This is a genomic window from Arthrobacter sp. NPDC090010 (genome assembly GCF_044748305.1).
In the GTDB taxonomy this organism is placed as follows: Bacteria; Actinomycetota; Actinomycetes; order Actinomycetales; family Micrococcaceae; genus Arthrobacter_E.
In genome coordinates, this window is record NZ_JBIVFT010000001.1 from 487,449 (window position 1) to 506,351 (window position 18,903).

General features: G+C 63.6%; 16 protein-coding genes. 13 read left to right on the top strand and 3 right to left on the bottom strand.

All coding sequences use genetic code 11. The annotated features are described in order from the left end of the window. The first annotated feature begins 177 nt into the window (after positions 1-177). From glf to ACIPXZ_RS02305, 5 genes are all read left to right on the top strand, one after another. Positions 178-1,365 (top strand): UDP-galactopyranose mutase, encoded by a 1,188-nt coding sequence (gene glf / locus ACIPXZ_RS02285; protein WP_400590508.1) that lies wholly within the window; start codon positions 178-180, stop codon positions 1,363-1,365. Next, complete coding sequence (locus tag ACIPXZ_RS02290) at positions 1,362-3,347, top strand: glycosyltransferase (RefSeq protein WP_400590509.1); 1,986 nt, start codon at positions 1,362-1,364, stop codon at positions 3,345-3,347. Before glf ends, ACIPXZ_RS02290 begins: the two co-directional genes overlap by 4 nt. Before the next feature lies 1 nt (position 3,348). Continuing rightward, the gene (locus ACIPXZ_RS02295; RefSeq protein WP_400590510.1) at positions 3,349-4,218 is read left to right on the top strand and encodes an ABC transporter permease; all 870 of its coding nucleotides are present in this window, start codon (positions 3,349-3,351) and stop codon (positions 4,216-4,218) included. A 12-nt stretch (positions 4,219-4,230) separates the two neighbouring features. Beyond that, entirely contained in the window at positions 4,231-4,959 is a 729-nt protein-coding gene (locus tag ACIPXZ_RS02300) for an ABC transporter ATP-binding protein (protein ID WP_400590604.1), read from the top strand. A 107-nt stretch (positions 4,960-5,066) separates the two neighbouring features. Next, positions 5,067-6,119 carry an ABC transporter substrate-binding protein gene (locus tag ACIPXZ_RS02305; protein ID WP_400590511.1) on the top strand — a complete coding sequence of 351 codons (1,053 nt, stop codon included), beginning with the start codon at positions 5,067-5,069 and terminating at the stop codon, positions 6,117-6,119. 85 nt (positions 6,120-6,204) lie between these two features. On the opposite strand, the gene ACIPXZ_RS02310 is transcribed toward ACIPXZ_RS02305, so the two are convergent. Continuing rightward, positions 6,205-8,253, bottom strand: coding sequence for a DUF6541 family protein (locus ACIPXZ_RS02310; RefSeq protein ID WP_400590512.1), 2,049 nt, complete (start codon positions 8,251-8,253; stop codon positions 6,205-6,207). A 124-nt stretch (positions 8,254-8,377) separates the two neighbouring features. Between ACIPXZ_RS02310 and ACIPXZ_RS02315 the strand changes: the two genes are divergently transcribed. The 7 genes from ACIPXZ_RS02315 to ACIPXZ_RS02345 all read left to right on the top strand — a co-directional run bounded on the left by ACIPXZ_RS02315 (position 8,378) and on the right by ACIPXZ_RS02345 (position 14,916). Further along, the gene (locus ACIPXZ_RS02315; RefSeq protein WP_400590513.1) at positions 8,378-9,151 is read left to right on the top strand and encodes a glycosyltransferase family 2 protein; all 774 of its coding nucleotides are present in this window, start codon (positions 8,378-8,380) and stop codon (positions 9,149-9,151) included. 4 nt (positions 9,152-9,155) lie between these two features. Continuing rightward, complete coding sequence (locus ACIPXZ_RS02320) at positions 9,156-9,551, top strand: DUF2304 domain-containing protein (protein WP_400590514.1); 396 nt, start codon at positions 9,156-9,158, stop codon at positions 9,549-9,551. 13 nt (positions 9,552-9,564) lie between these two features. Continuing rightward, on the top strand, positions 9,565-10,461 hold the full coding sequence (locus ACIPXZ_RS02325) for a glycosyltransferase family 2 protein (protein WP_400590515.1): 897 nt from the start codon (positions 9,565-9,567) through the stop codon (positions 10,459-10,461). Between the two features lie 122 nt (positions 10,462-10,583). After that, positions 10,584-11,570: a UDP-N-acetylglucosamine 4,6-dehydratase (inverting) gene (gene pseB / locus ACIPXZ_RS02330; RefSeq protein ID WP_400590516.1), complete on the top strand. Its 987-nt coding sequence runs from the start codon at positions 10,584-10,586 to the stop codon at positions 11,568-11,570. Positions 11,571-11,573: 3 nt separating this feature from the next. Beyond that, the gene (locus ACIPXZ_RS02335) at positions 11,574-12,701 is read left to right on the top strand and encodes a DegT/DnrJ/EryC1/StrS family aminotransferase (protein ID WP_400590517.1); all 1,128 of its coding nucleotides are present in this window, start codon (positions 11,574-11,576) and stop codon (positions 12,699-12,701) included. A gap of 2 nt (positions 12,702-12,703) precedes the next feature. Then, positions 12,704-13,444, top strand: a complete 741-nt coding sequence (locus ACIPXZ_RS02340) for a cytidylyltransferase domain-containing protein (RefSeq protein WP_400590518.1) — start codon at positions 12,704-12,706, stop codon at positions 13,442-13,444. Between the two features lie 71 nt (positions 13,445-13,515). Continuing rightward, positions 13,516-14,916 carry a GNAT family N-acetyltransferase gene (locus tag ACIPXZ_RS02345; protein WP_400590519.1) on the top strand — a complete coding sequence of 467 codons (1,401 nt, stop codon included), beginning with the start codon at positions 13,516-13,518 and terminating at the stop codon, positions 14,914-14,916. Between the two features lie 69 nt (positions 14,917-14,985). Here ACIPXZ_RS02345 and pseI read toward each other — a convergent pair whose 3' ends face one another. Both pseI and ACIPXZ_RS02355 read right to left on the bottom strand, forming a co-directional pair. Continuing rightward, positions 14,986-16,038, bottom strand: a complete 1,053-nt coding sequence (gene pseI, locus ACIPXZ_RS02350) for a pseudaminic acid synthase (protein ID WP_400590520.1) — start codon at positions 16,036-16,038, stop codon at positions 14,986-14,988. Positions 16,039-16,128: 90 nt separating this feature from the next. After that, entirely contained in the window at positions 16,129-17,160 is a 1,032-nt protein-coding gene (locus ACIPXZ_RS02355; protein WP_400590521.1) for a hypothetical protein, read from the bottom strand. Between the two features lie 288 nt (positions 17,161-17,448). Here ACIPXZ_RS02355 and ACIPXZ_RS02360 point away from each other — a divergent pair, with 288 nt between their 5' ends. Continuing rightward, positions 17,449-18,885, top strand: coding sequence for a lipopolysaccharide biosynthesis protein (locus ACIPXZ_RS02360; RefSeq protein ID WP_400590522.1), 1,437 nt, complete (start codon positions 17,449-17,451; stop codon positions 18,883-18,885). The last annotated feature ends 18 nt before the right edge of the window (positions 18,886-18,903 follow it).

The window sequence follows — 18,903 nt, forward strand, 5'->3', positions numbered from 1 at the left end:
TCGATGTTCACGGTCCGAGATTAGGCGGCTGTTCGATGCACAGCGGGTGTGGAGGTGCGCCATGTGGACAGCGGGGCGCCCGGACCTGTGGATGCAAACTCGGGTAACCTAGTTCAGCGGGCCGACGTCGCAAGGACGACGGCCCCGTAACTGTCCCGAGTTTGTTCAGGAGAATTGGTGAACGCTGATCTGGTCATCGTCGGTTCGGGCTTCTTTGGCCTGACCATCGCGGAGCGTGCTGCAAGCGAGCTGGGTCTGAAGGTGGTCGTCATCGACCGCCGCCACCACATCGGTGGCAATGCCTACAGCGAAACCGAACCCGAAACCGGAATCGAGGTTCACCGCTACGGCGCACACCTCTTCCACACGTCGAACGAGCGTGTCTGGGAGTACGTCAACCGTTTCACCACGTTCACGGACTACGTGCACAAGGTCTACGGGGTGCACAAGGGCGAGGTGTACTCGCTCCCCATCAACCTGGCGACCATCAACCAGTTCTTCCGGGCGAATCTCACCCCGGGCGAGGCCAAGGCGCTCATTCAGGAGCAGGCCGGCGAGCTTGCCGGAACCGATCCGCAGAACCTCAATGACAAGGGCATCCAGCTCATCGGGCGTCCGCTCTACGAAGCGTTCATCAAGCACTACACGGGCAAGCAGTGGCAGACGGATCCGAAGAACCTGCCGGCCGGCATCATCTCCCGCCTTCCCGTGCGCTACAACTACGACAACCGGTACTTCAACGACAAGTACGAGGGCCTGCCCACCAACGGTTACACGGCCTGGATCGAAAAGATGGCCGAGCACCCGAACATCGAGGTTCGGCTCAACACCGACTTCTTCGACGATTCCCACGAGTACTCCAAGTCCAAGGTCGTCGGCAAGATCCCGGTGGTCTACACGGGCCCCGTGGATCGCTACTTCGACTTCGTCGAGGGTGACCTTTCGTGGCGCACCATCGATTTCGAAGAAGAAGTGCTCCCCATGGGCGACTTCCAGGGCACCAGCGTGGTCAACTACAACGACGCCGACGTCGCCTTCACGCGCATCATCGAGCCGCGTCACTTCCACCCTGAGCGCGGCTATCAGGAAGAGAAGACCGTGGTCATGCGTGAGTTCTCGCGCTTCGCCGAGAAGGGCGACGAGCCGTACTACCCGATCAACACTTCCGAGGACCGCGAGAAGCTTCTGAAGTATCGCGATCTGGCAGCCCAGGAAGACATGGTCCTCTTCGGCGGACGCCTCGGCACGTACAAGTACCTCGACATGCACATGGCGATCGGTTCGGCCTTGTCCATGTTCGACAACAAGATCCGTCCGGCTTTCGCCGGCGGCAGCAAGATGGAAAGCGGTGGGGTGGACGCATGAGCCGCCAGGCGGACCTCGGTGAGGGGACGTTCACAGCACTGCAGCGGGTGATCCTCCCGGAGACCACACAGATGGACACCGTTCCGCTGTACGTGGACACGGGCTCCGCCATCGGTGTCGCGATGCCCACCATCCCGGGAGCTCCGAAGACGGACCGTCCGCGTCAGCGGATGGCCGTTCCCGGACGCGAAGCGCACGCGGAGGACTTCCTCAGCCGGGTGTCCACCAAAGTCCGCCCGGGTGAGCGGATCTCATTCGGAACGTACTTCAACGCATTCGCGTCCGGCTACTGGCGTCGCTGGACGACCGTCGACTCGGTGCAGCTGCGGGTCAGGACGTCCGGCCGGGGCACCGTCATCGTTTACAAGTCCAATGCGCGCGGCTCTCTGCAGCGTGTGGACACGCGTCGTGTCAGCACAGAGGAGACCTCGGTCTTCGAACTGTCTCTTGAGCCCTTCGGCGACGGTGGATGGTACTGGTTCGACCTGGTTGCGGGCACCGAGCCGCTGATCCTTGAAGAAGCGGTCTGGGGTACCACTGAACCCGCGCCTGAGATGGGCAGCATCACGGTGGAGATCACCACCTTGAACAAGCCCGACTACTGCCTCAACAACCTTCGACTGCTGGCCGCCAACCCCGAGGCGCTGGCGAACGTGAAGGAAGTCCTGCTGGTCGATCAGGGATCGCAGAAGGTTCAGGAGACCGAGGGATTCTCCGAGGTCGCCGCCGAGCTGGACGGAAAGCTGCGGATCATCAACCAGGCCAATCTGGGCGGTTCCGGTGGCTTCGCGCGTGGCATGTACGAGGCTCTGGAGAACGGCAGCGACTATGTCCTGCTGATGGATGACGACATCGTCGTCGAACCGGAGTCGATCAATCGCCTGCTGACCTTCTCCTCCTTCTGCCGCAAGCCCACCCTGGTGGGTGGTCATATGTTCGATCTCTACAACCGGACGGTGTTGCACACCTTCGGAGAGATCGTGAATCCCTATCGTTTCCAGCCGGATCAGCCGCACGCCGATATGGAGATGGGCCACGACTTCATGTCCGGCAATCTCCGGCAGACGCCGTGGATGCACCGTCGCGTCGATGTGGACTACAACGGCTGGTGGATGTGCCTCATCCCGACTTCCGTCATCCGGGAGATCGGTCTGTCGCTTCCGGTCTTCATCAAATGGGACGACGCCGAGTATGGCCTCCGGGCCAAGGAACACGGCTACCACACGGTGAGCCTGCCCGGTTCGGCGGTGTGGCATGTCTCCTGGATCGACAAGGACGATCTGGTCGGCTGGCAGGCCTACTTCCACGCGCGCAACCGCTTCATCGCGGCCCTGCTGCACAGCCCGTATGAACTTGGCGGCCGTGTCCTGAAGGAATCGCAGTTCGCGGACGTCAAGCACATCGTGTCCATGCAGTACGCGACCGTCGAAGGCCGGCAATGGGCCCTCGACGACGTGCTCGAGGGCCCGGAGAAGATCGCGCCGTTGCTCTCGACCAAGCTTCCCCAGATCAGAGCCATGATGTCCGCGCACGAGGACACCACGATCAAACGGGATCCGGAAGCCTTCCCGGCCCCACGGATGGCCAAGCCTCCGGCCAATGGACGTCTGGCGGGCAAGCCGAATATGGTCACGCTGTTGCCGTGGACCGCGAAGACCGTCATCCGGCAGCTCTTCGTGCCGGTGACGGACATGAGCAAGGAGTTCCCCCAGGCGAAGATCGCGCACCAGGACAACAAGTGGTGGACGGTCTCGCAGTATGACTCCGCCGTCGTGTCCAATGCAGAGGGGACCGGGGCGTCCTGGTACCGGCGGAATCCGGCACAGGTGCGCAACTACCTCGCAGCCTCGGCAAGACGCCACGGAGAATTGCTGTCCAAGTGGAAGACCCTTCGCACCCAGTACCGGGAGGCGTTGCCGGCCATGACTTCGGTCGAATCCTGGAAGGTCATCTTCGACGAATTCACGGAACCTGAGAGCTGATATGAGCATCACCACCGAAGCCGCCCTGGTCCGCCCGGGCGTGGGGCGTGGTCTGGCGGATGTCTTCCGTGATCGCTACCTTTTGAAGCTGCTGGTCAGCAAGGAACTCAAGATCCGCTACCGGGGCTCCATCCTCGGGTTGCTCTGGTCCTATGTGAAGCCCGGCGTCCAGTTCGTCGTCTTCTACGTCGCCATGGGCAAGTTCCTCGGCCTGGAAAGGGCAACCGAAAACTACGCCGTGTACTTGTTCTCGGGCATCGTGCTCGTCAACTTCTTCGGCGAGGCGCTGAGCAACGGGGCGCGCTCGATCGTCAACAATTCGGGGCTGATCAAGAAGATCTACCTGCCCCGTGAGATGTTCCCGGTGGCCTCCGTCTGGGTGTCCGGGGTCCATTTCGTGCCGCAGGCCGCAGTACTCCTGATCGGTTGTTTCATCGCGGGCTGGCGGCCGGACTGGACCGCGTTGCTCGCCGCGGTCGGCGGCTTCCTGATCATCGCGATGTTCGCGCTGGGTCTGGCGCTGTTCTTCAGTGCGGTCAATGTGTTCTTCCGCGATATGGAGAACATCGTGGACCTGTTCCTCATGGTCGCCACCTGGGCCTCGCCGGTCATGTACAAGTGGGACATGGTGCAGAAGGTCCTCGGCGATTTCTGGTTCACCGTCTATCAGGCCAACCCCTTGACGGTTGCGGTGGAACTGTTCCACCGGGCCTTCTGGTCCCCGACCATCCCCGGTGATTTCTCCGCCTATTCACCGCCCAATCTGCTGACCATCTGGTTGCCGCTCGGGCTGGTGGTGTCCGCCGCCGTTCTGCTCATCGGACAGCTGACCTTCCGGCGCGTCGAGCATCGTTTCGCTCAGGAGCTGTAGGCCGTGACCACTATCCCCATCGCTGTTGAGATCCGGTCCATCAGCAAGCAATTCGTCCTTCGCCACTCGCGCTCGATCAAGGAAGCCATCGTCTGGCTTGCTCAGGGGCGCCGCAAGGATCTGTCCAATCGTTTCCACGCGCTCAAGGACATCAGCCTGGACATCGTCCAGGGGGAGACGGTGGCCTTGCTCGGCCTGAACGGCTCCGGCAAGTCCACCCTGCTCAAGCACATCTCGGGTGTCATGACTCCGGACGAGGGGACGGTTCGCACTCGCGGACGGGTCGCCGGTCTGATCGAGGTGGGGGCGGGATTCCACCCCGACCTCTCGGGCCGGGACAATGTTTTCCTCAACGGGGCGATCCTCGGGATGACGGAAGAGCAGATCAAGGAACGTTTCGACTCGATCGTCGAGTTCGCTGAGATCGAGCAGTTCATCGACACCGAGGTGAAGTTCTACTCCTCGGGCATGTACCTCCGTCTGGCCTTCTCGGTCGCGGTGCATTCGGACCCGGAGGTCTTCCTGGTCGATGAGATCCTGGCAGTCGGTGATGAGCCGTTCCAGCGCAAGTGCCTGGAGAAGATCCAGGAACTGGTCGATGCCGGGCAGACGCTCGTGGTGGTCAGCCACGACCTCGAGCTGGTCCAGAGGGTGTGCCAACGCGGCATTGTTCTCGAACACGGAAATGTCATTTTCGACGGCGACGTCAGCGAGGCCGTCTCGGTGATGCGCACGCGGTGAGCGGTCCGAGCCGGCCGGTTTCCGCCCAGACGGTAAAGTCTGATGCTGAACCATGAGGCTGCTCAGACGATACTTCGCCCGCATGGGAAACAGAACGGATTGACTCAATGACGCCTGAACGAAACAGCACGAGCCGGAGGGCCTTCCTGGCTTTGGCAGGACTCCTGCCTCTGGGCCTGGCCGCGTGCAGTGCTGACGGCCAGGCCCCTGCTCCGGCTGCGTCGCTGCCGGCACCGGACAACGGGCCGTACCGGTTCACCGTCGAACACGAGTTCGGCACAGTGACCCTCCAGGCTCCGCCGCAGCAGGTCATCACGCTCGGTCTTCAGGAGTCGGAGGGGCTGCTCGAGCTGGGCGTGGCTCCTCGCGGCCGGACCGATGCGGACATCACGACCTGGTACAACACCCTGCTGAACTCGATGAAGCTCCCGGGGGCCGATCTGCCTCAGCTGGTGGATGCCAGCATCGGTGTTCCGGTCGATGCGATCGCCAAGCTCCAGCCTGACCTCATCATCTCCTTCGAAAAGTCCCTGAGCCGGAGCGATTACGATTCTCTGAGCAAGGTGGCTCCGGTGATCCTTCCTCCGAAGGGCGTGGATCTGACGGACTGGGCGGCCGCACTGACCTTCTATGGCCGGCTCATGGGACGCACTGCGATCGCCCGCCAGCAGATCGAGACCACCCGTGCTGCGGTTGCGGACAGTGCCGCGGACTACCCGGCCCTGAAGAAGGCCACCGCGATGTACATCGGTGCGTCGAGTGTTCCGGGATCCGACGTCACGGTGTTCGCAGCCGACGCCGCCCCTAACCGTTTCCTGACTTCCCTCGGACTCAAGTTGCCGGCCTCGCAGCGCGTCGCCGCTTCCATGCCGGCGGTGCGCAACAGGCCGTCTCAGCCTGGAAATCTGCTGCCTCGGAGCCGCAGCAAAGAGCTCACTGCCGACTTCCTCGTCGTGGTGCTGCCGTGGACGGACTACGCGCAGTACACGGCGAACGGGACGGTTCCGGGGATCCCGGAGTTCGGCACCAAGAACGTCCTCTATGTCGCAGGACAGGACGCGTTCTCCATCGATCGAGCCTCAGCGCTGGCCATGCAATGGGCGGCACGGAACACGATCCCCTCGATCGCCCGGGTGGCCTACACCTCTACGACGAAGTAGGCCGGACGCATCGCGCGCCTACGCTGAGGGCCTGTGGCCGACGGGGTTCCGTCGGCCACAGGCCCTCAGCGTAGGCGCTGTCGGATCAGCCGCAGGCGGTCACCTTGAAGAGGCGGGCCTTGCCGACCGCCTTGATGAGTTCGACGCCGGGAGCGTTATTCGTGGAGAGATCCCTGGTGCCTTCGAGAGGCTCGGCCCGCGTTGCGATTTCACGAGTACCGAAGTCCAGGGCGTAGAACGCGTTCTTTTCACGGACGAGGGGGCAGACCCGGGGGTTGTAGGCGGCTTCGTCCCAGTGATCCATCAGATACTGCTCATCCGGAGTCCTGACCCCGAAGATGTGCGGTGCCAGGACATGGATGCCCGTGAAGGCGTAGGTCAGGGACGCACCGGTCCGGGGGTTCCCGACCAACAGCTGTCCTGCCGGCACGAGATCCGGCAGCTGCTTGATCAGTGCAAGCTCATCGGTGCTGACGAGACTGTTGTCGTTGGTGACCTTGAAGATCGTGGAGATGCGGGTCTGGGCCGTGTTGAGCGTACCGCCCTGGCTCAGAACGCCGAGCAGCAACGCGGCCACCACCGGAATCACCGAGGCGAGCCGGAGGGGCATGGAGGACGCCAGGCGGGTCAGTCGTCCGGGAGACGCATCCGCGTCCGAGGCTGCCGAGTCGCGCCGGGAATGCACGAGCCAGCCGTGCAGGCGGCCCAGAACCCAGTCGGCGCCCAATGCCGCGACCGGAAGAGTCACCACAGGGAGCAGTGCCGCCAGCCGGAAGGAATCGGTGTACCAGACCCCGGTCATGAAGTCGCGGAACGCTCCGGCCGGCCAGGAAGACACGATGGCGTAGAGGAGCCCGCCGACCGCGTACGTCGCAGCGACCCACCAGAGCCGGGCGAAGTTACGGGAGATCACGTACAGACCGAACATGGTCAGAATCGCGATGACCCAGGCGATGGTGGTGCCCATCGGGGCGCTGGTGAGAACCTCACCGACCGCGCGTGCATTGGTCTGGAAGCCTGTCCATCCGGCTGAGGCCAGCGACGGGCGCGCCTTGAGCCAGAGCACACCGCTGACCAGGATGTAGAGGACCACAAGGGCGAACCAGCCCAGGAAGGTCCTGTTGGTGAACTCTCCGCGTCGTCGGGCGGCGATGCTGCGCAGCAGGACGGCCAGCACCACGGGGGCGCCGAAGACGAGCAGTGCGACCAGAGCACTCGGATGGGTCAGTGCGAGTCCGGGTATCGTCACGACGAAGAGGATCAGCGCCGACCAGCGCAGTCGAAGCGAGGGCCGGGTGATCCCGGTGCCTTCGATGAGCAGGCCCAGACAGGCAGGCAGGAGCGCAAGAGCGGCATGATTCGGATAGAGGATTCCCCAACCGACCATCAGGTACGGGAAACCGCTGAAACCTGCGGAGATGACGCCCGTTGCGAGCAGTCCGAGCGGACGCATGCCGATGATCCGGGACACGAGGAAGACACAGGACAACGGCCAGATCACCGCACCGAGAAGGATGGTCACCCAGTTCACAGCGACCGTCACGGTCGGTGCCCCCAGCATGAAGACCAGACCCATCACGGCATGCATCCCCACCGGGTACATGCCGTGGGATGCCGGGGTCAGGTTGCCGATGGTCAGGGTGTCGGCGCTCTGCGTATCGGCGATGTAGCGGACCGCGTTCAAGTGGTAGACGTTGTCGAAGGTCTCGGAGAACGCATCAGCCTGGCCGAATCCGGTCATGTAGCGATAGCCGATGAAGATGGCCGGGACCAGCAAAGCCAGGGGGAGGATCATCCGGGTCAGGAGCCGTCCCAGTGTCTCGGTCTGCAGAGGCCCGTTGTGCTGGAGTTCCAGACGGCTGACGGGAACCTTGCGTCGCGCCAGGAACCAGCGGAGGGCCACGACGACGAGCGTCAGGAACACGGTCAGCGCGGCGATGGTCGCCGGGTTGAAGGGGATGTGAACGGTTCCGAAGACGACTCCGGCGCAGGCGATCACGGTCGCGGTCACCGGCGCCGACAGCGCTGCCAGATTAAGACCGCGCACCCCGGCTGCGAACAGCAGGGCGAGACCGGGGATCGCGTACACCGCGACGGAGAGCGCTAGCGTCGGGAGGGTTTCCCACCAGGACATGAATCAACTCCTATTAAATCAACCCAAGACTACTAGGCGCGGCTGAGGTCGACGGTCCGGCACGATCGGAAACACCAGGAAGCCTCGGCGAACCAGGGCGGGCGTCTTGATATAATTTATGATCATGGGTAATTCGCGGCAGTCCGGCGTGCTCATCATCATGCCAGCGTGGAACGAAGCCGCAGTCATCGGCCAGACGGTCCGCACGGTACTGAGAGAGAGCCCGCAGTACGACATCCTCGTCGTCGACGACGGATCCACCGATGGGACAGCGCGTCTCGCGGCTGAGGCGGGAGCTGAAGTGCTCCGTCTTCCGTTCAACCTTGGTGTAGGCGGCGCGATGCGCGCCGGATTCAAGTACGCGGTCCGCAACGGCTACACCGCGGCCATTCAGGTCGACTCGGACGGCCAGCACGATCCCAAGGACATCGACCGCGTGCTGGACGGGCTGCGTGTCGCTGACATCTCCATCGGCGCCCGTTTCGCGGGCCGGGGCAACTACCAGGCCCGGGGTCCCAGGAAATGGGCCATGGGTCTCCTGGCCAAGGTGATCTCCTGGGTGGCCAAGACGGAGCTGACGGATGTCACCTCAGGGTTCCGAGCGGCCAATGAGCGGGCCCTTCACCAGTACATCGCCCATTTCCCGGCTGAGTATCTCGGCGACACCGTCGATTCCCTCGTCGTCGCCCTGAAGTCCGGATGCACCGTCACCCAGGTTCCCGTGGAGATGAAGGCGCGCCAGGCGGGAACCCCGAGCCAGAGCCCGCTGAAGTCGACCATCTACCTGGCCAGGTCCGGCCTGGTCCTTTGCTTTGCGCTCGCACGACGTCGGACACGGTCCGCGGAAGAAGTCCAGAACCCGTCCTCGGGTGACATCGCCGGGGAAGGGATCGCATAACGTCATGACAGTCACGCTTCCACTGATCATCGCCATCATCATGGTGGTGGCCGTCCTGGTCATGCTCCGCAATGGTCGACTTCGGGAGAAGTACGCCATTCTGTGGATCATCATCGGAACACTGACGATCGTCCTCGGCATCTTCCCCGGGCTGCTGAAGTGGGCATCCAACCTGGTCGGCGTCGTGGTTCCGGTGAATCTGCTGTTCACCCTCTCGATCCTGTTGCTGGTCGGCGTCGGGCTCCACGTGTCCCGGGAACTCACCATCCTTGAGGACGAGACCCGTATTCTTGCTGAAGAAGTGGCCATTCTGCGCGCTGCCGTAGATGATCTGAACCAGGAAGCCCGCTCCGACGGGACGACAGGTTCCCCCTCCGTAACCCCTGACAACGACGAATGAAGAGAGTTCACCAGTGACTATTGACGTCATGCTGCCGTACTACGGCGACGTTGCGATGATGAAGGCCGCGGTGGAATCCGTCCTTGCGCAGGAGGACCGCGACTTCCGCCTGACGATCGTCGACGACGGTTACCCGGACGAGAACCTTCCCGCCTACTTCAACGGACTGGTCGAGGGCGATGACCGTGTGCGGTACTACCGCAATGAGGTCAACCTCGGCGCCAACGGCAACTACAAGAAGTGCATCGGCCTCGTCGAACACGACATCGTGGTCATCATGGGTGCCGACGACATCATGCTGCCCAATTACCTGGGCACCGTCCGTAAGGCCTTCAGCGACCCGTCGGTCAGCATCGTGCAGCCCGGCGTCGAGGTCATCGACGAAAACGGCAAGGTCTACGAACCGCTCGGCGACAAGGTCAAAACCTACCTGCGGCACAAGCTCGTCGGCGGCAGCAGCGAAGCGGTCGTCGAAGGCGAGGCGATCGCTGAGAGCCTGATGGTGGGGGACTGGCTGTACTTCCCGTCGGTGGCGTGGCGCGCCGACGCAGTGAAGACCCACGATTTCCGCCCGCAGTACGACGTGGTCCAGGACCTGGCTCTGGCCACCGACATCATCCTCGCGGGTGGCCGCATGGCCGTCGTCTCCACGGTCTGCTTCCAGTACCGTCGTCACCGCGAGTCGGATTCGTCGGTCCGCGCCCTTGACGGGCGCCGTTTCGCTGAGGAGCGGGCCTTCTTCGATGAGTGTGTCCGTGACTTCACGGCCAAGGGCTGGAACAGCGCCGTCCGTGCCGCGAAGTGGCACCTGACGTCCCGCCTGAACGCGGCGTCGTTGACGCCCAAGGTGATTCAGAAGCGTATGTGGCCGGGCCTGCGCAAGCTGGCCGTCCACGCCGTCCGCCCCTAGGGCAAGTCCCCGCCGACAGGCGGAATGCTAAGCTTGGCAAGGCTTGGGGTCGGTGCGTGGGTCAACCCGCGCACCGACCCTGGAACATCTATTCTCAATAACAATCAAGGTGGTTCATACGGATGTCTCTCCTGAGCGGTTCTTCGGTTCTGATCACGGGTGGTACAGGATCCTTGGGCAAAGCCCTCATTCGGGAAATCCTCGACAACCACGACGTTCGGCGTCTTGTCATTTTCAGCCGCGATGAGCTCAAGCAGCTCGAAGTCCGGTCGATGTTCAACAACGATCCGCGTCTTCGCTGGTTCATCGGTGACATCCGTGACCGCAGCCGTCTGAACCGTGCGTTCCACGGCATCGACTACGTGATCCACGCTGCTGCACTCAAGCAGGTCGACACCGCTGAGTACAACCCCTTCGAGTACGTCCAGACCAACGTCATGGGCTCGCAGAACGTCATTGACGCTTCCATCGACGCTGGTGTCAAGAAGGTCGTCGCGCTGTCCACCGACAAGGCCTCCAGCCCGGTGAACCTGTACGGTGCCACGAAGCTGTGTGCCGACCGTCTGTTCATCTCCGGCAATCACTACGCCGCCGCGTATGACACCCGTTTCTGCGTGGTCCGCTACGGCAACGTGATGGGTTCCCGCGGGTCCATCGTTCCGATCTGGAAGAAGATGGCAGCCGAAGGCCAGTCCCTGGGTGTGACCGACAACCGCATGACCCGCTTCTGGATCACGCTGGACCAGGCCGTCAAGTTCGTCCTCGACTCCTTCGAGATCATGCAGGGTGGCGAACTCTACGTTCCGAAGATCCCCTCGGTCCGGATCACCGACCTGGCACGTGCCGTCGATGAGAACGCCACGACCCACGAGATCGGCATCCGCCCCGGCGAGAAGCTGCACGAAGAGATGATCGCCGCTGACGATTCCCGTCGCACCGTTTCGGTGGGCGACCGTTACATCGTGGAGCCTCACCTCGGCGGCTGGGGCTACACCCAGCCGGAGGGCGCGGCACCGGTTCAGGACGGCTGGAGCTACCAGTCCGATGGCAATGAGCGCTTCCTGACCATCGATGAACTGCACGCCATGTTCGAAGCAGAAGGCCTCTGAGCCGTGCTTCCCTACGGACGGCAGTCGATCGACGAGAAGGACATCGAAAACGTTGTAGCGGCCCTCCGGAGTGATTGGCTCACCACGGGACCGAAGGTCGACGAATTCGAGCAGGCCATCTCCTCCGTGGCAGGAGGCTCTCACGCGGTAGCGGTGACGTCAGGAACCGCAGCCTTGCATGTCGCCTATGTGGCGGCTGGAATCAAGCAGGGCGACGAGGTTGTCACGACGCCGATGACCTTCGTCGCGACGGCGTCGACGGCGGCCATCGCAGGAGCCAAGATCGTCTTCGCCGACGTCGAGGAGAGCACCGGGAATCTGTCGCTTGATGCGGCCGCGGCCGCAGTGACCGACCGTACCAAGGCCATCACCGCGGTAGATTACGCAGGGCTTCCCGTGAACGCCGCGGCGTTCACGAAGCTCGCGCACGACAACGGCGCCCTCTTCATCGAGGATGCTGCTCACTCAGTGGGTTCGTTGCTCAACGGCGTGCCCGTCGGCAAGGAAGCGGATTTCACCACGTTCTCCTTCTTCCCGACGAAGAACATGACCACCGGTGAGGGCGGCGCCGTCGTCTCCCCGGTTGAGGAACTGGCCACCCGCGCCCGTCTGTTCAAGGGCCAGGGTCTGATCCGCGACACCAGCATCCAGCGTTATCCGGATGAGGGCCCCTGGCACCAGGAAGTCCACGAGTTCAGCCTGAATTACCGTCTCCCCGACGTCCTGTGTGCCTTGGGCATCAGCCAGGTGGCGCGCCTCGCGGAATTCCGTTCCAAGCGTCAGTCGATCCACGATCGGTACAACGCGGCTTTCGCAAGTCACGCAGGATTGAAGACGCCTGGCACAGTACCCGGTGCTGAGCCGGCCTGGCACCTGTACCCGTTGCGGGTGGAAGCCGGTCGCCGGCGTCAGATCTTCGAGGAGCTGCGCGCCCGGGGGATCGGTGTCCAGGTCAACTACATCCCCGCCTACTGGCACCCGGTGTTCGAGGATCTGGGATACAAGCGGGGCATGTGCCCTGTCGCGGAGCAGTTCTACCGTGAAGAGATCTCCCTTCCTCTGTTCCCGGATCTGAGCGATGATCAGGTGGACATGGTCATCGAGAACGTCCTGGCCGTCGTCGGTTCATGAACGTGAATTCTCAACCCAAGGTCGTCGCGGTCATCCAGGCCCGGGTCGGGTCATCCAGGCTTCCCTCGAAGGTGCTTCGTGCGCTGGGCGGCAAGCCGGTGTTGCAGTGGGTCGTGGAAGCGGCGCAGCGCGCCAAGGGCATCGACCAGGTCGTCATCGCGACCTCGACCGAGAGCGGCGACGACGCGATTCTGGAGCTCGCGGACGGTCTGGGCGTCGAGGTGGTGCGCGGCAGCGAGGACGACGTCCTCAGCCGTTTCCTGCTGGCGATCGAGCAGACATCGGCAGACGCCGTCGTACGTCTTACCGCGGATTGCCCGCTGTTGGATTCCACGGTGATCTCGCAGGTGGTGTCTCTCTGGCGGCAGGACCCGGTGACCGACTATGTCTCGACGACCCAGGTGCGGTCGCTGCCGCGAGGGCTGGATGTCGAGCTGGCCACCGCGAAAGCGCTGCGTCAGGCTGACGAACGGACCGAGCCTCATCACCGGGCGCATGTGACGAGCGCTCTCTATGAGGAGGGCGCCCCGTATGCGCGTGCCGCGTTGAGCTTCGTGCCTCGCTCGGATCACTACCGCGCCACGCTGGACACACCGGAAGACGCTGAGCTGCTGGACGCCCTCGTCGCCGAACTGGGTTCAGGGGAGCCGGTCTGGCGTGACGTGGTGGCGGTGCTCGACGCACGCCCGGACATCGTGGCTCTGAACGCGCATATCGAACAGAAGGCCCTGACCGAGGGCTGACCGTGCGGGTACTTTTCCGAGCAGACTCCCGGAAATCACAGGGACTTGGACACGTCATCCGTGCAGTCGCCGTGGCAGAAGCCGCGAAGGCACGCGGACACGAGGTGTTCTTCAGCGGCGATGTGGAGATCGCCTTCGGGCAGAAGATCGTCCAGGACACCTTCGGGGAGTACAGCCCTCGCCCGGCCGATGCCGTGGCGTTGGCGGAACTGGCCGCAACGCTGAAGGCCGATGTGGTGCACCTGGACAGCTATGAGGACCAAGGGAACGTCCGGGACATCCTCGAATCCCGCGGCGTCCTGCTGTGTTCCGTCGAAGACAAGGATTTCGGGCGCAGGCCTGCACATATCATCGTCGACCCGTCCCCTCTGGGTGAGTTTCAGCCTCGCCAGCTGGACGGTGCTTGGCGGATGCTGCGGGGCACGGGATTCATCCCGATCCGGCTCTCGCTCAAGGACACACCCCCGCCTCCGGACGTTGCCACGGGCCAGGAGCGGGGCCTGAGCCTCATGATCATCATGGGAGGCACCGACGCACGGGACCTGACGGGGACCATGGCCGGCCTGTGGGCGGCGTGCGGGGTGCCTTCGACCTGCTACGTCGTCAGCCCCCGTGAGCTCAGCGTTACAGCCGGGCCCGGGCAGCGACTGGTACGCCTTGAGCCGTCGGCGCACGTCGCCGGTGCTTTCCGGCACATGGACCTCGTAGTGTCCGCCGCCGGCACGACGGTCTGGGAGTTGGCAAGCCTCGGCGTGCCAACGGCCGCCCTCCAGACGGTGGAGAACCAGCGTGACACTTATCGGTACATGACGGAATCCGCCATGGTCCTCGGCCTTGGCGATGCCAGCACTGAGGTACCTGACTGGTCGGCCGCCCAGGAGGCGCTCCGTGCGGCGCTCCGCAGCCCGGAGGAACGCGACGCCCTGGCCGAAACCGCCCACCATGTGGTGGACGGCCTCGGTGCCCACAGAATCGTTGAGGTATGGGAGGACATGGTCGAGAACGCCGAAAAGGGTCTGAGAGCCCGTCCTGCGGCTCTCGGTGATGCCTCGCTGCTTTTCGAATGGCGGAATGACCCGGGAGTACGGGCGGTCTCGCGCCAGACCGACGAACTGGAGTGGGACGGACATGTCTCATGGGTGTCGCGGACTCTGGGAAATCCCTCCCGAAGGCTCATGATCATCGAGGACGGCGGCACCCCTGTGGGCACTGTCCGTTTCGACGAACTGGAGCCGGGGGAATGGGAGGCCTCAATCACGATCGCACCGGCTCAGCGCGGCAAAGGGCGGGCCCTTGAGATGTTGACGGTCGCAGAGGACGCCCTCGTCGGCGCGGTGTCTCCCAGGGTCCTGATCGCCGAGATGCTGACGGACAATGCGGCGTCCTACCGCCTGTTCCAGAAGGCCGGCTACGATGGAGGCCCGGCGGAGGGCAAAGCGGGTTGGTATCGCCTCTCCAAGGAACTCGGCTGAACCGGTCCTTCTGCGAAAAGAGGGTCGGCGCGTGAAAACGCGCCGACCCTCTTTTGCGTCAGTGAACTATCAGACGACGTCCCACGTCAGGGGAGTGCCGGCGTCGGCGTCCTGGCGGAATTCACGTCCCAGGACGGTGTCCAGGTAGACGGGCTCGAGGCCACCGGCGGGACGGATGGAGCGGACGTTCTCCGCAGTGACCTTGTCTCCGGCCTTGACCGGCTTGACCACGTAGAGGGAGCGGCGGAGACGCAGGCTCTCGCTTTCTCCGGCCGTGTGCTGGATGACGGGGGAACCCAGGGCTTCCCACGCGGTCCGGCTCTCGGTGACGAGCGAGCGGAGCTCATGGGGCTCCAGGGAGAAGTCGGAGTCCACACCGCCGTCGGCGCGGCTGAGAGTGACATGCTTCTCCACCACGGTCGCGCCGAGGGCCACGGCGGCGATCGCCGCACCGATGCCCATGGTGTGATCCGAGAGGCCCACCTGGATGCCGAAGGCGTCCCGCAGCACGGGGATCGTGCGGAGGTTCGATTCGGACGGCGCTGCCGGGTAGGACGAGGTGCAGGCGAGGACGACGATCTGATCGTTGCCTTCGGCGCGGATGGTCTTCACCGCGGTGTCGATGTCCGTCAGGGTGGCAGCGCCGTCGGAGAGGATCACCGGCTTACCGGTCTGAGCCACCCTGCGCAGGAGGGCCAGGTCTCCGATTTCGAGAGAGGCGATCTTGTACAGCGGAGCGCCGAGAGACTCCAGGAGTTCGACGGCGGTGTGGTCGAACGGGCTGGAGAATGCGATCAGACCCTTGGAACGAGCGCGCTCGAAGATCGCTTCGTGCCACTCCCACGGCGTGTGAGCCTCGGTGTAGAGCTGGTAGAGGTTCTTTCCGCCCCACAGCGGGTGATCCCCGCTGATGGTGAACTGCGGCTTGTTCGAGTCGATGGTGATCGTGTCTGCGGTGTACGTCTGAAGCTTGACTGCCTGTGCTCCGGACTCGGCGACCATGTCGACGATGTCGAGTGCGCGCTGCAGATCTCCGTTGTGGTTGCCCGACATCTCCGCGATGATGAACGGTGCGGCGTCGGGGCTGATGCTGTGGTCGGCGACCTGGTAGGAAAGAGCCATCTGGGATTCGTCCTCAAGTAGGCGGGATGGGTTGTCTATGGTCATTGATCAGACTACTGCTGTACCGCGTTCCTGCTATGGCGGTGGGAGTCAGCGCTGAATGTCCAGAGGGGGCTGGACGAGACGGGTTGAGACCTTCTTCGGCAGGCGGTCGGGCAGGTGTTCCATCGGATGGAAGACGAAGTGCCACGGTGAGACCTTGACCGCGTTGACCACGGGTCCGACCTCTCGCTTCTTCAGCCCGAGGATCGCCGCGGCTTTCGCGAGCGGAGCCCCGAGCCAGTAATGGAAACCGGCGACGAAGCCCCTGCCATTCCAGCCGAGGACATCCCGCAGTTCCTCGGGACTGCGCATGGATGCGGCACCGAGCTCGGCTCGTGCGAGGGCCTGGAGCGCTTCCGGGGTGACTTCGGGATCGTAGAATTCGGGCCAGAGTTTGCGGAGGTACTCTTCCGAGGATTCTTCCTGGATACCTGCGATCTGGAAGTGCGGGCCGTAGATCTCGATCGGAGTGCCGACCGCTGCGGCATAGACCAGGGCCGTGGCCAGCCTGTTCGATACGACCTTGCGCGAATTCATGATGAGCCAGAGGACCTTCGCCAGGAAGTCCGGGTCGCGGCGCTCACCGGCCGTGGTGAGCTGGTGTCCTGCGTCCTTCCACGCTGCGACGACGTCGGGACGCTGCAGATCATCAGCGTGCATGCAGACGAGCGACGGCCCCTCTTTCTCGAAGATCTCCCGGGCGTAAGCCGCCTGGTCACCTTCGACGGCGACGAGCCGGGTCCCGTGGAAGGGGAACACGACCGTTCCGAGGGTGGGTTCGGGACGTTCGCCGTTCCGTTCGATCATTTCGGCCAGATAGAGGGCCGGCGAACCGATGGGAGTGCTCGAAAAACCCGTCTCCTGCTGGGACTGCTCCTCGGTCCATCCCCTGGAGTCGTGCGTCCACGTGAACAGATTGCCCGCGGGTGCCGACCCGGCCAGGTCTGCGAAATGGGTGCGGATCGGAGTCACCGGCGTCCATCCATGCTGCAGGAGTCCTTGGAAGTGCCGGGGCCGGTCCAATCCGGCGTACCCTGCCAGGACGGCGGAGTGTCCGTAGAAGTGGTTTTGTATGTCCACGTATCGAAGTCCTTCTGATGGCTTGCAACGCGGTCCCGTGAGGCACGCAGGACCGCTCTTCAGAATACGCCATGAGTGTTTGATACATGGCGGAACGCTGTTGCGGAGCCGGATGTTCCCTGGTGGGTACCGCCACTGGGGATGCGGCGGGGCCGGTCCTTCCAGGCTCTGTGGACCGGGGGAAGGTAGCATTCCCAGGTATCGGGGTGCCGGCCTTTGCAAGCAGGGCAACTCCTCTGACCGACGGCCCGGTGGACTCCGGGCCCTCCTTCGACGATTGTGATCAGCGTGTCCGTCACCTCAGAGTCCGCCCGTCCGAGTAGCTCGGTGGGCCGGAATTCGGCACTGTATCTACTGGGCGCACTGTTCCAGGGTGCGGGGGTCTTCCTTCTGCAACCCATCACTCTGCGGGTTCTGCATGACGACTTCAAATGGCAGGAGTTGTTCCTCTCCATCTCCGTGATCCAGGTGGGTGTGGTCCTCGCCACGGCTGGTCTGCCGCTTGAGATCACGAACTCCTGGTTCGAGAAGGACAACGGGCCGAAACGTTCCCGCGCGATCAGCGGCTTCCTGTCCTTCGGCGGAGCGGGCCTCGGCGTGGTGATCGGGCTCGGCTACATCGCGATCGCCAACTTCACCGGCTGGCCACCGGTCTTCGGGCTGGCCATCATCGCGCTCGGTTTCCAGGCCAGTGTTCTGAGCGCTCAGGCGATTCTCCGGGCCAAGGGACAAGCCGTCAGGTTCGTGGCGCTCAGTCTCATGTCCTCGATGGGGGCCTACGCGGTCGGTCTGCTCGTCATGGTCATCTGGGGCCCTGAGCCCTTCTACTTTATGCTCGGCTACCTGTCAGGCGTACTTGTCAGCGCGATGGTCGCCTGGGCCTGGACCAAGCCGAGCAATCCGTGGAGCATGCCGGGAATCGTACGGGAGTCCCTGCGGATCGGACTTCCCGTTCTGCCTCACACGGGTGCCCTGATGCTCATGACCCAGGGCATGCCGTTCCTCCTGGCCGTGGTGGCGGCACCGGGCCTGTCAGGTGACTACGGCAAGGTGCAGATCTTCGTTCTGGGCACCATCACCGTTCTCAATGCCCTCAACAATGCGTGGGTGGCGTCCATCATGTCGAGTCGGGGCGAAGCGCGGACGGCCCAGGTTTCGCGCATTGCGAGAACGGCGAGCTGGATCTCCGTCATCCTGGTGTTCCTGGCCGCTTGTGCCGCGAACGTGGTGGTCCACCTGATGGCTCAGGGAAAGGAGACGCTCATTCCGCTGGCACAGGTGATGCCGCTGGTCGCGGTGGGATACGCGCTGTACCTGACGGCGACCACCTTGCTGTTCGCCGTGCGTCAGACCTGGTGGCTGGCCATTCTTTCGCCGTCGGCGCTGGTCCTCGGCATTCTGATCGCGCTCTTCCCCGCAGTTCAGGGAAATCTCACCTTGGTGGCGGTCGCCTCAGCTGTGAGTTTCGTCCTGCTCGGTGCCATGTACTATCTGGTGGCCCGCCGCTATCTGAGCGGCCACTGGCCGTTGAAAGACTTCCTCTTCGCGGGTCTGCTTTCTGTTGCCTTCGTCGTGGCGGCCGAATCCCTTCCGCGAGACCTGGTCACCGGGCTCATCACCTTGGGCGTCGGTGGCATAGTGGCCGTGGCCGGGGCGCTGGTGTTCCTGGCCCGTCGACGCAAGGCCGCCGCGGAGGTCACGGTAGAGGACAGCCTCCGCCCCTGATCAAAAGGTCAGACAGTC

What these genes read in the sequence shown, in the direction of transcription:
- pseB (WP_400590516.1), top strand. Translation starts at nt 10,584, where the DNA reads ATGTCTCTCCTGAGCGGTTCTTCGGTTCTGATCACGGGTGGTACAGGA.
- ACIPXZ_RS02295 (WP_400590510.1), top strand. Translation starts at nt 3,349, where the DNA reads ATGAGCATCACCACCGAAGCCGCCCTGGTCCGCCCGGGCGTGGGGCGT.
- ACIPXZ_RS02315 (WP_400590513.1), top strand. Translation starts at nt 8,378, where the DNA reads ATGGGTAATTCGCGGCAGTCCGGCGTGCTCATCATCATGCCAGCGTGG.
- pseI (WP_400590520.1), bottom strand. Translation starts at nt 16,038, where the DNA reads ATGGCTCTTTCCTACCAGGTCGCCGACCACAGCATCAGCCCCGACGCC.
- ACIPXZ_RS02305 (WP_400590511.1), top strand. Translation starts at nt 5,067, where the DNA reads ATGACGCCTGAACGAAACAGCACGAGCCGGAGGGCCTTCCTGGCTTTG.
- ACIPXZ_RS02290 (WP_400590509.1), top strand. Translation starts at nt 1,362, where the DNA reads ATGAGCCGCCAGGCGGACCTCGGTGAGGGGACGTTCACAGCACTGCAG.
- ACIPXZ_RS02320 (WP_400590514.1), top strand. Translation starts at nt 9,156, where the DNA reads ATGACAGTCACGCTTCCACTGATCATCGCCATCATCATGGTGGTGGCC.
- ACIPXZ_RS02310 (WP_400590512.1), bottom strand. Translation starts at nt 8,253, where the DNA reads ATGTCCTGGTGGGAAACCCTCCCGACGCTAGCGCTCTCCGTCGCGGTG.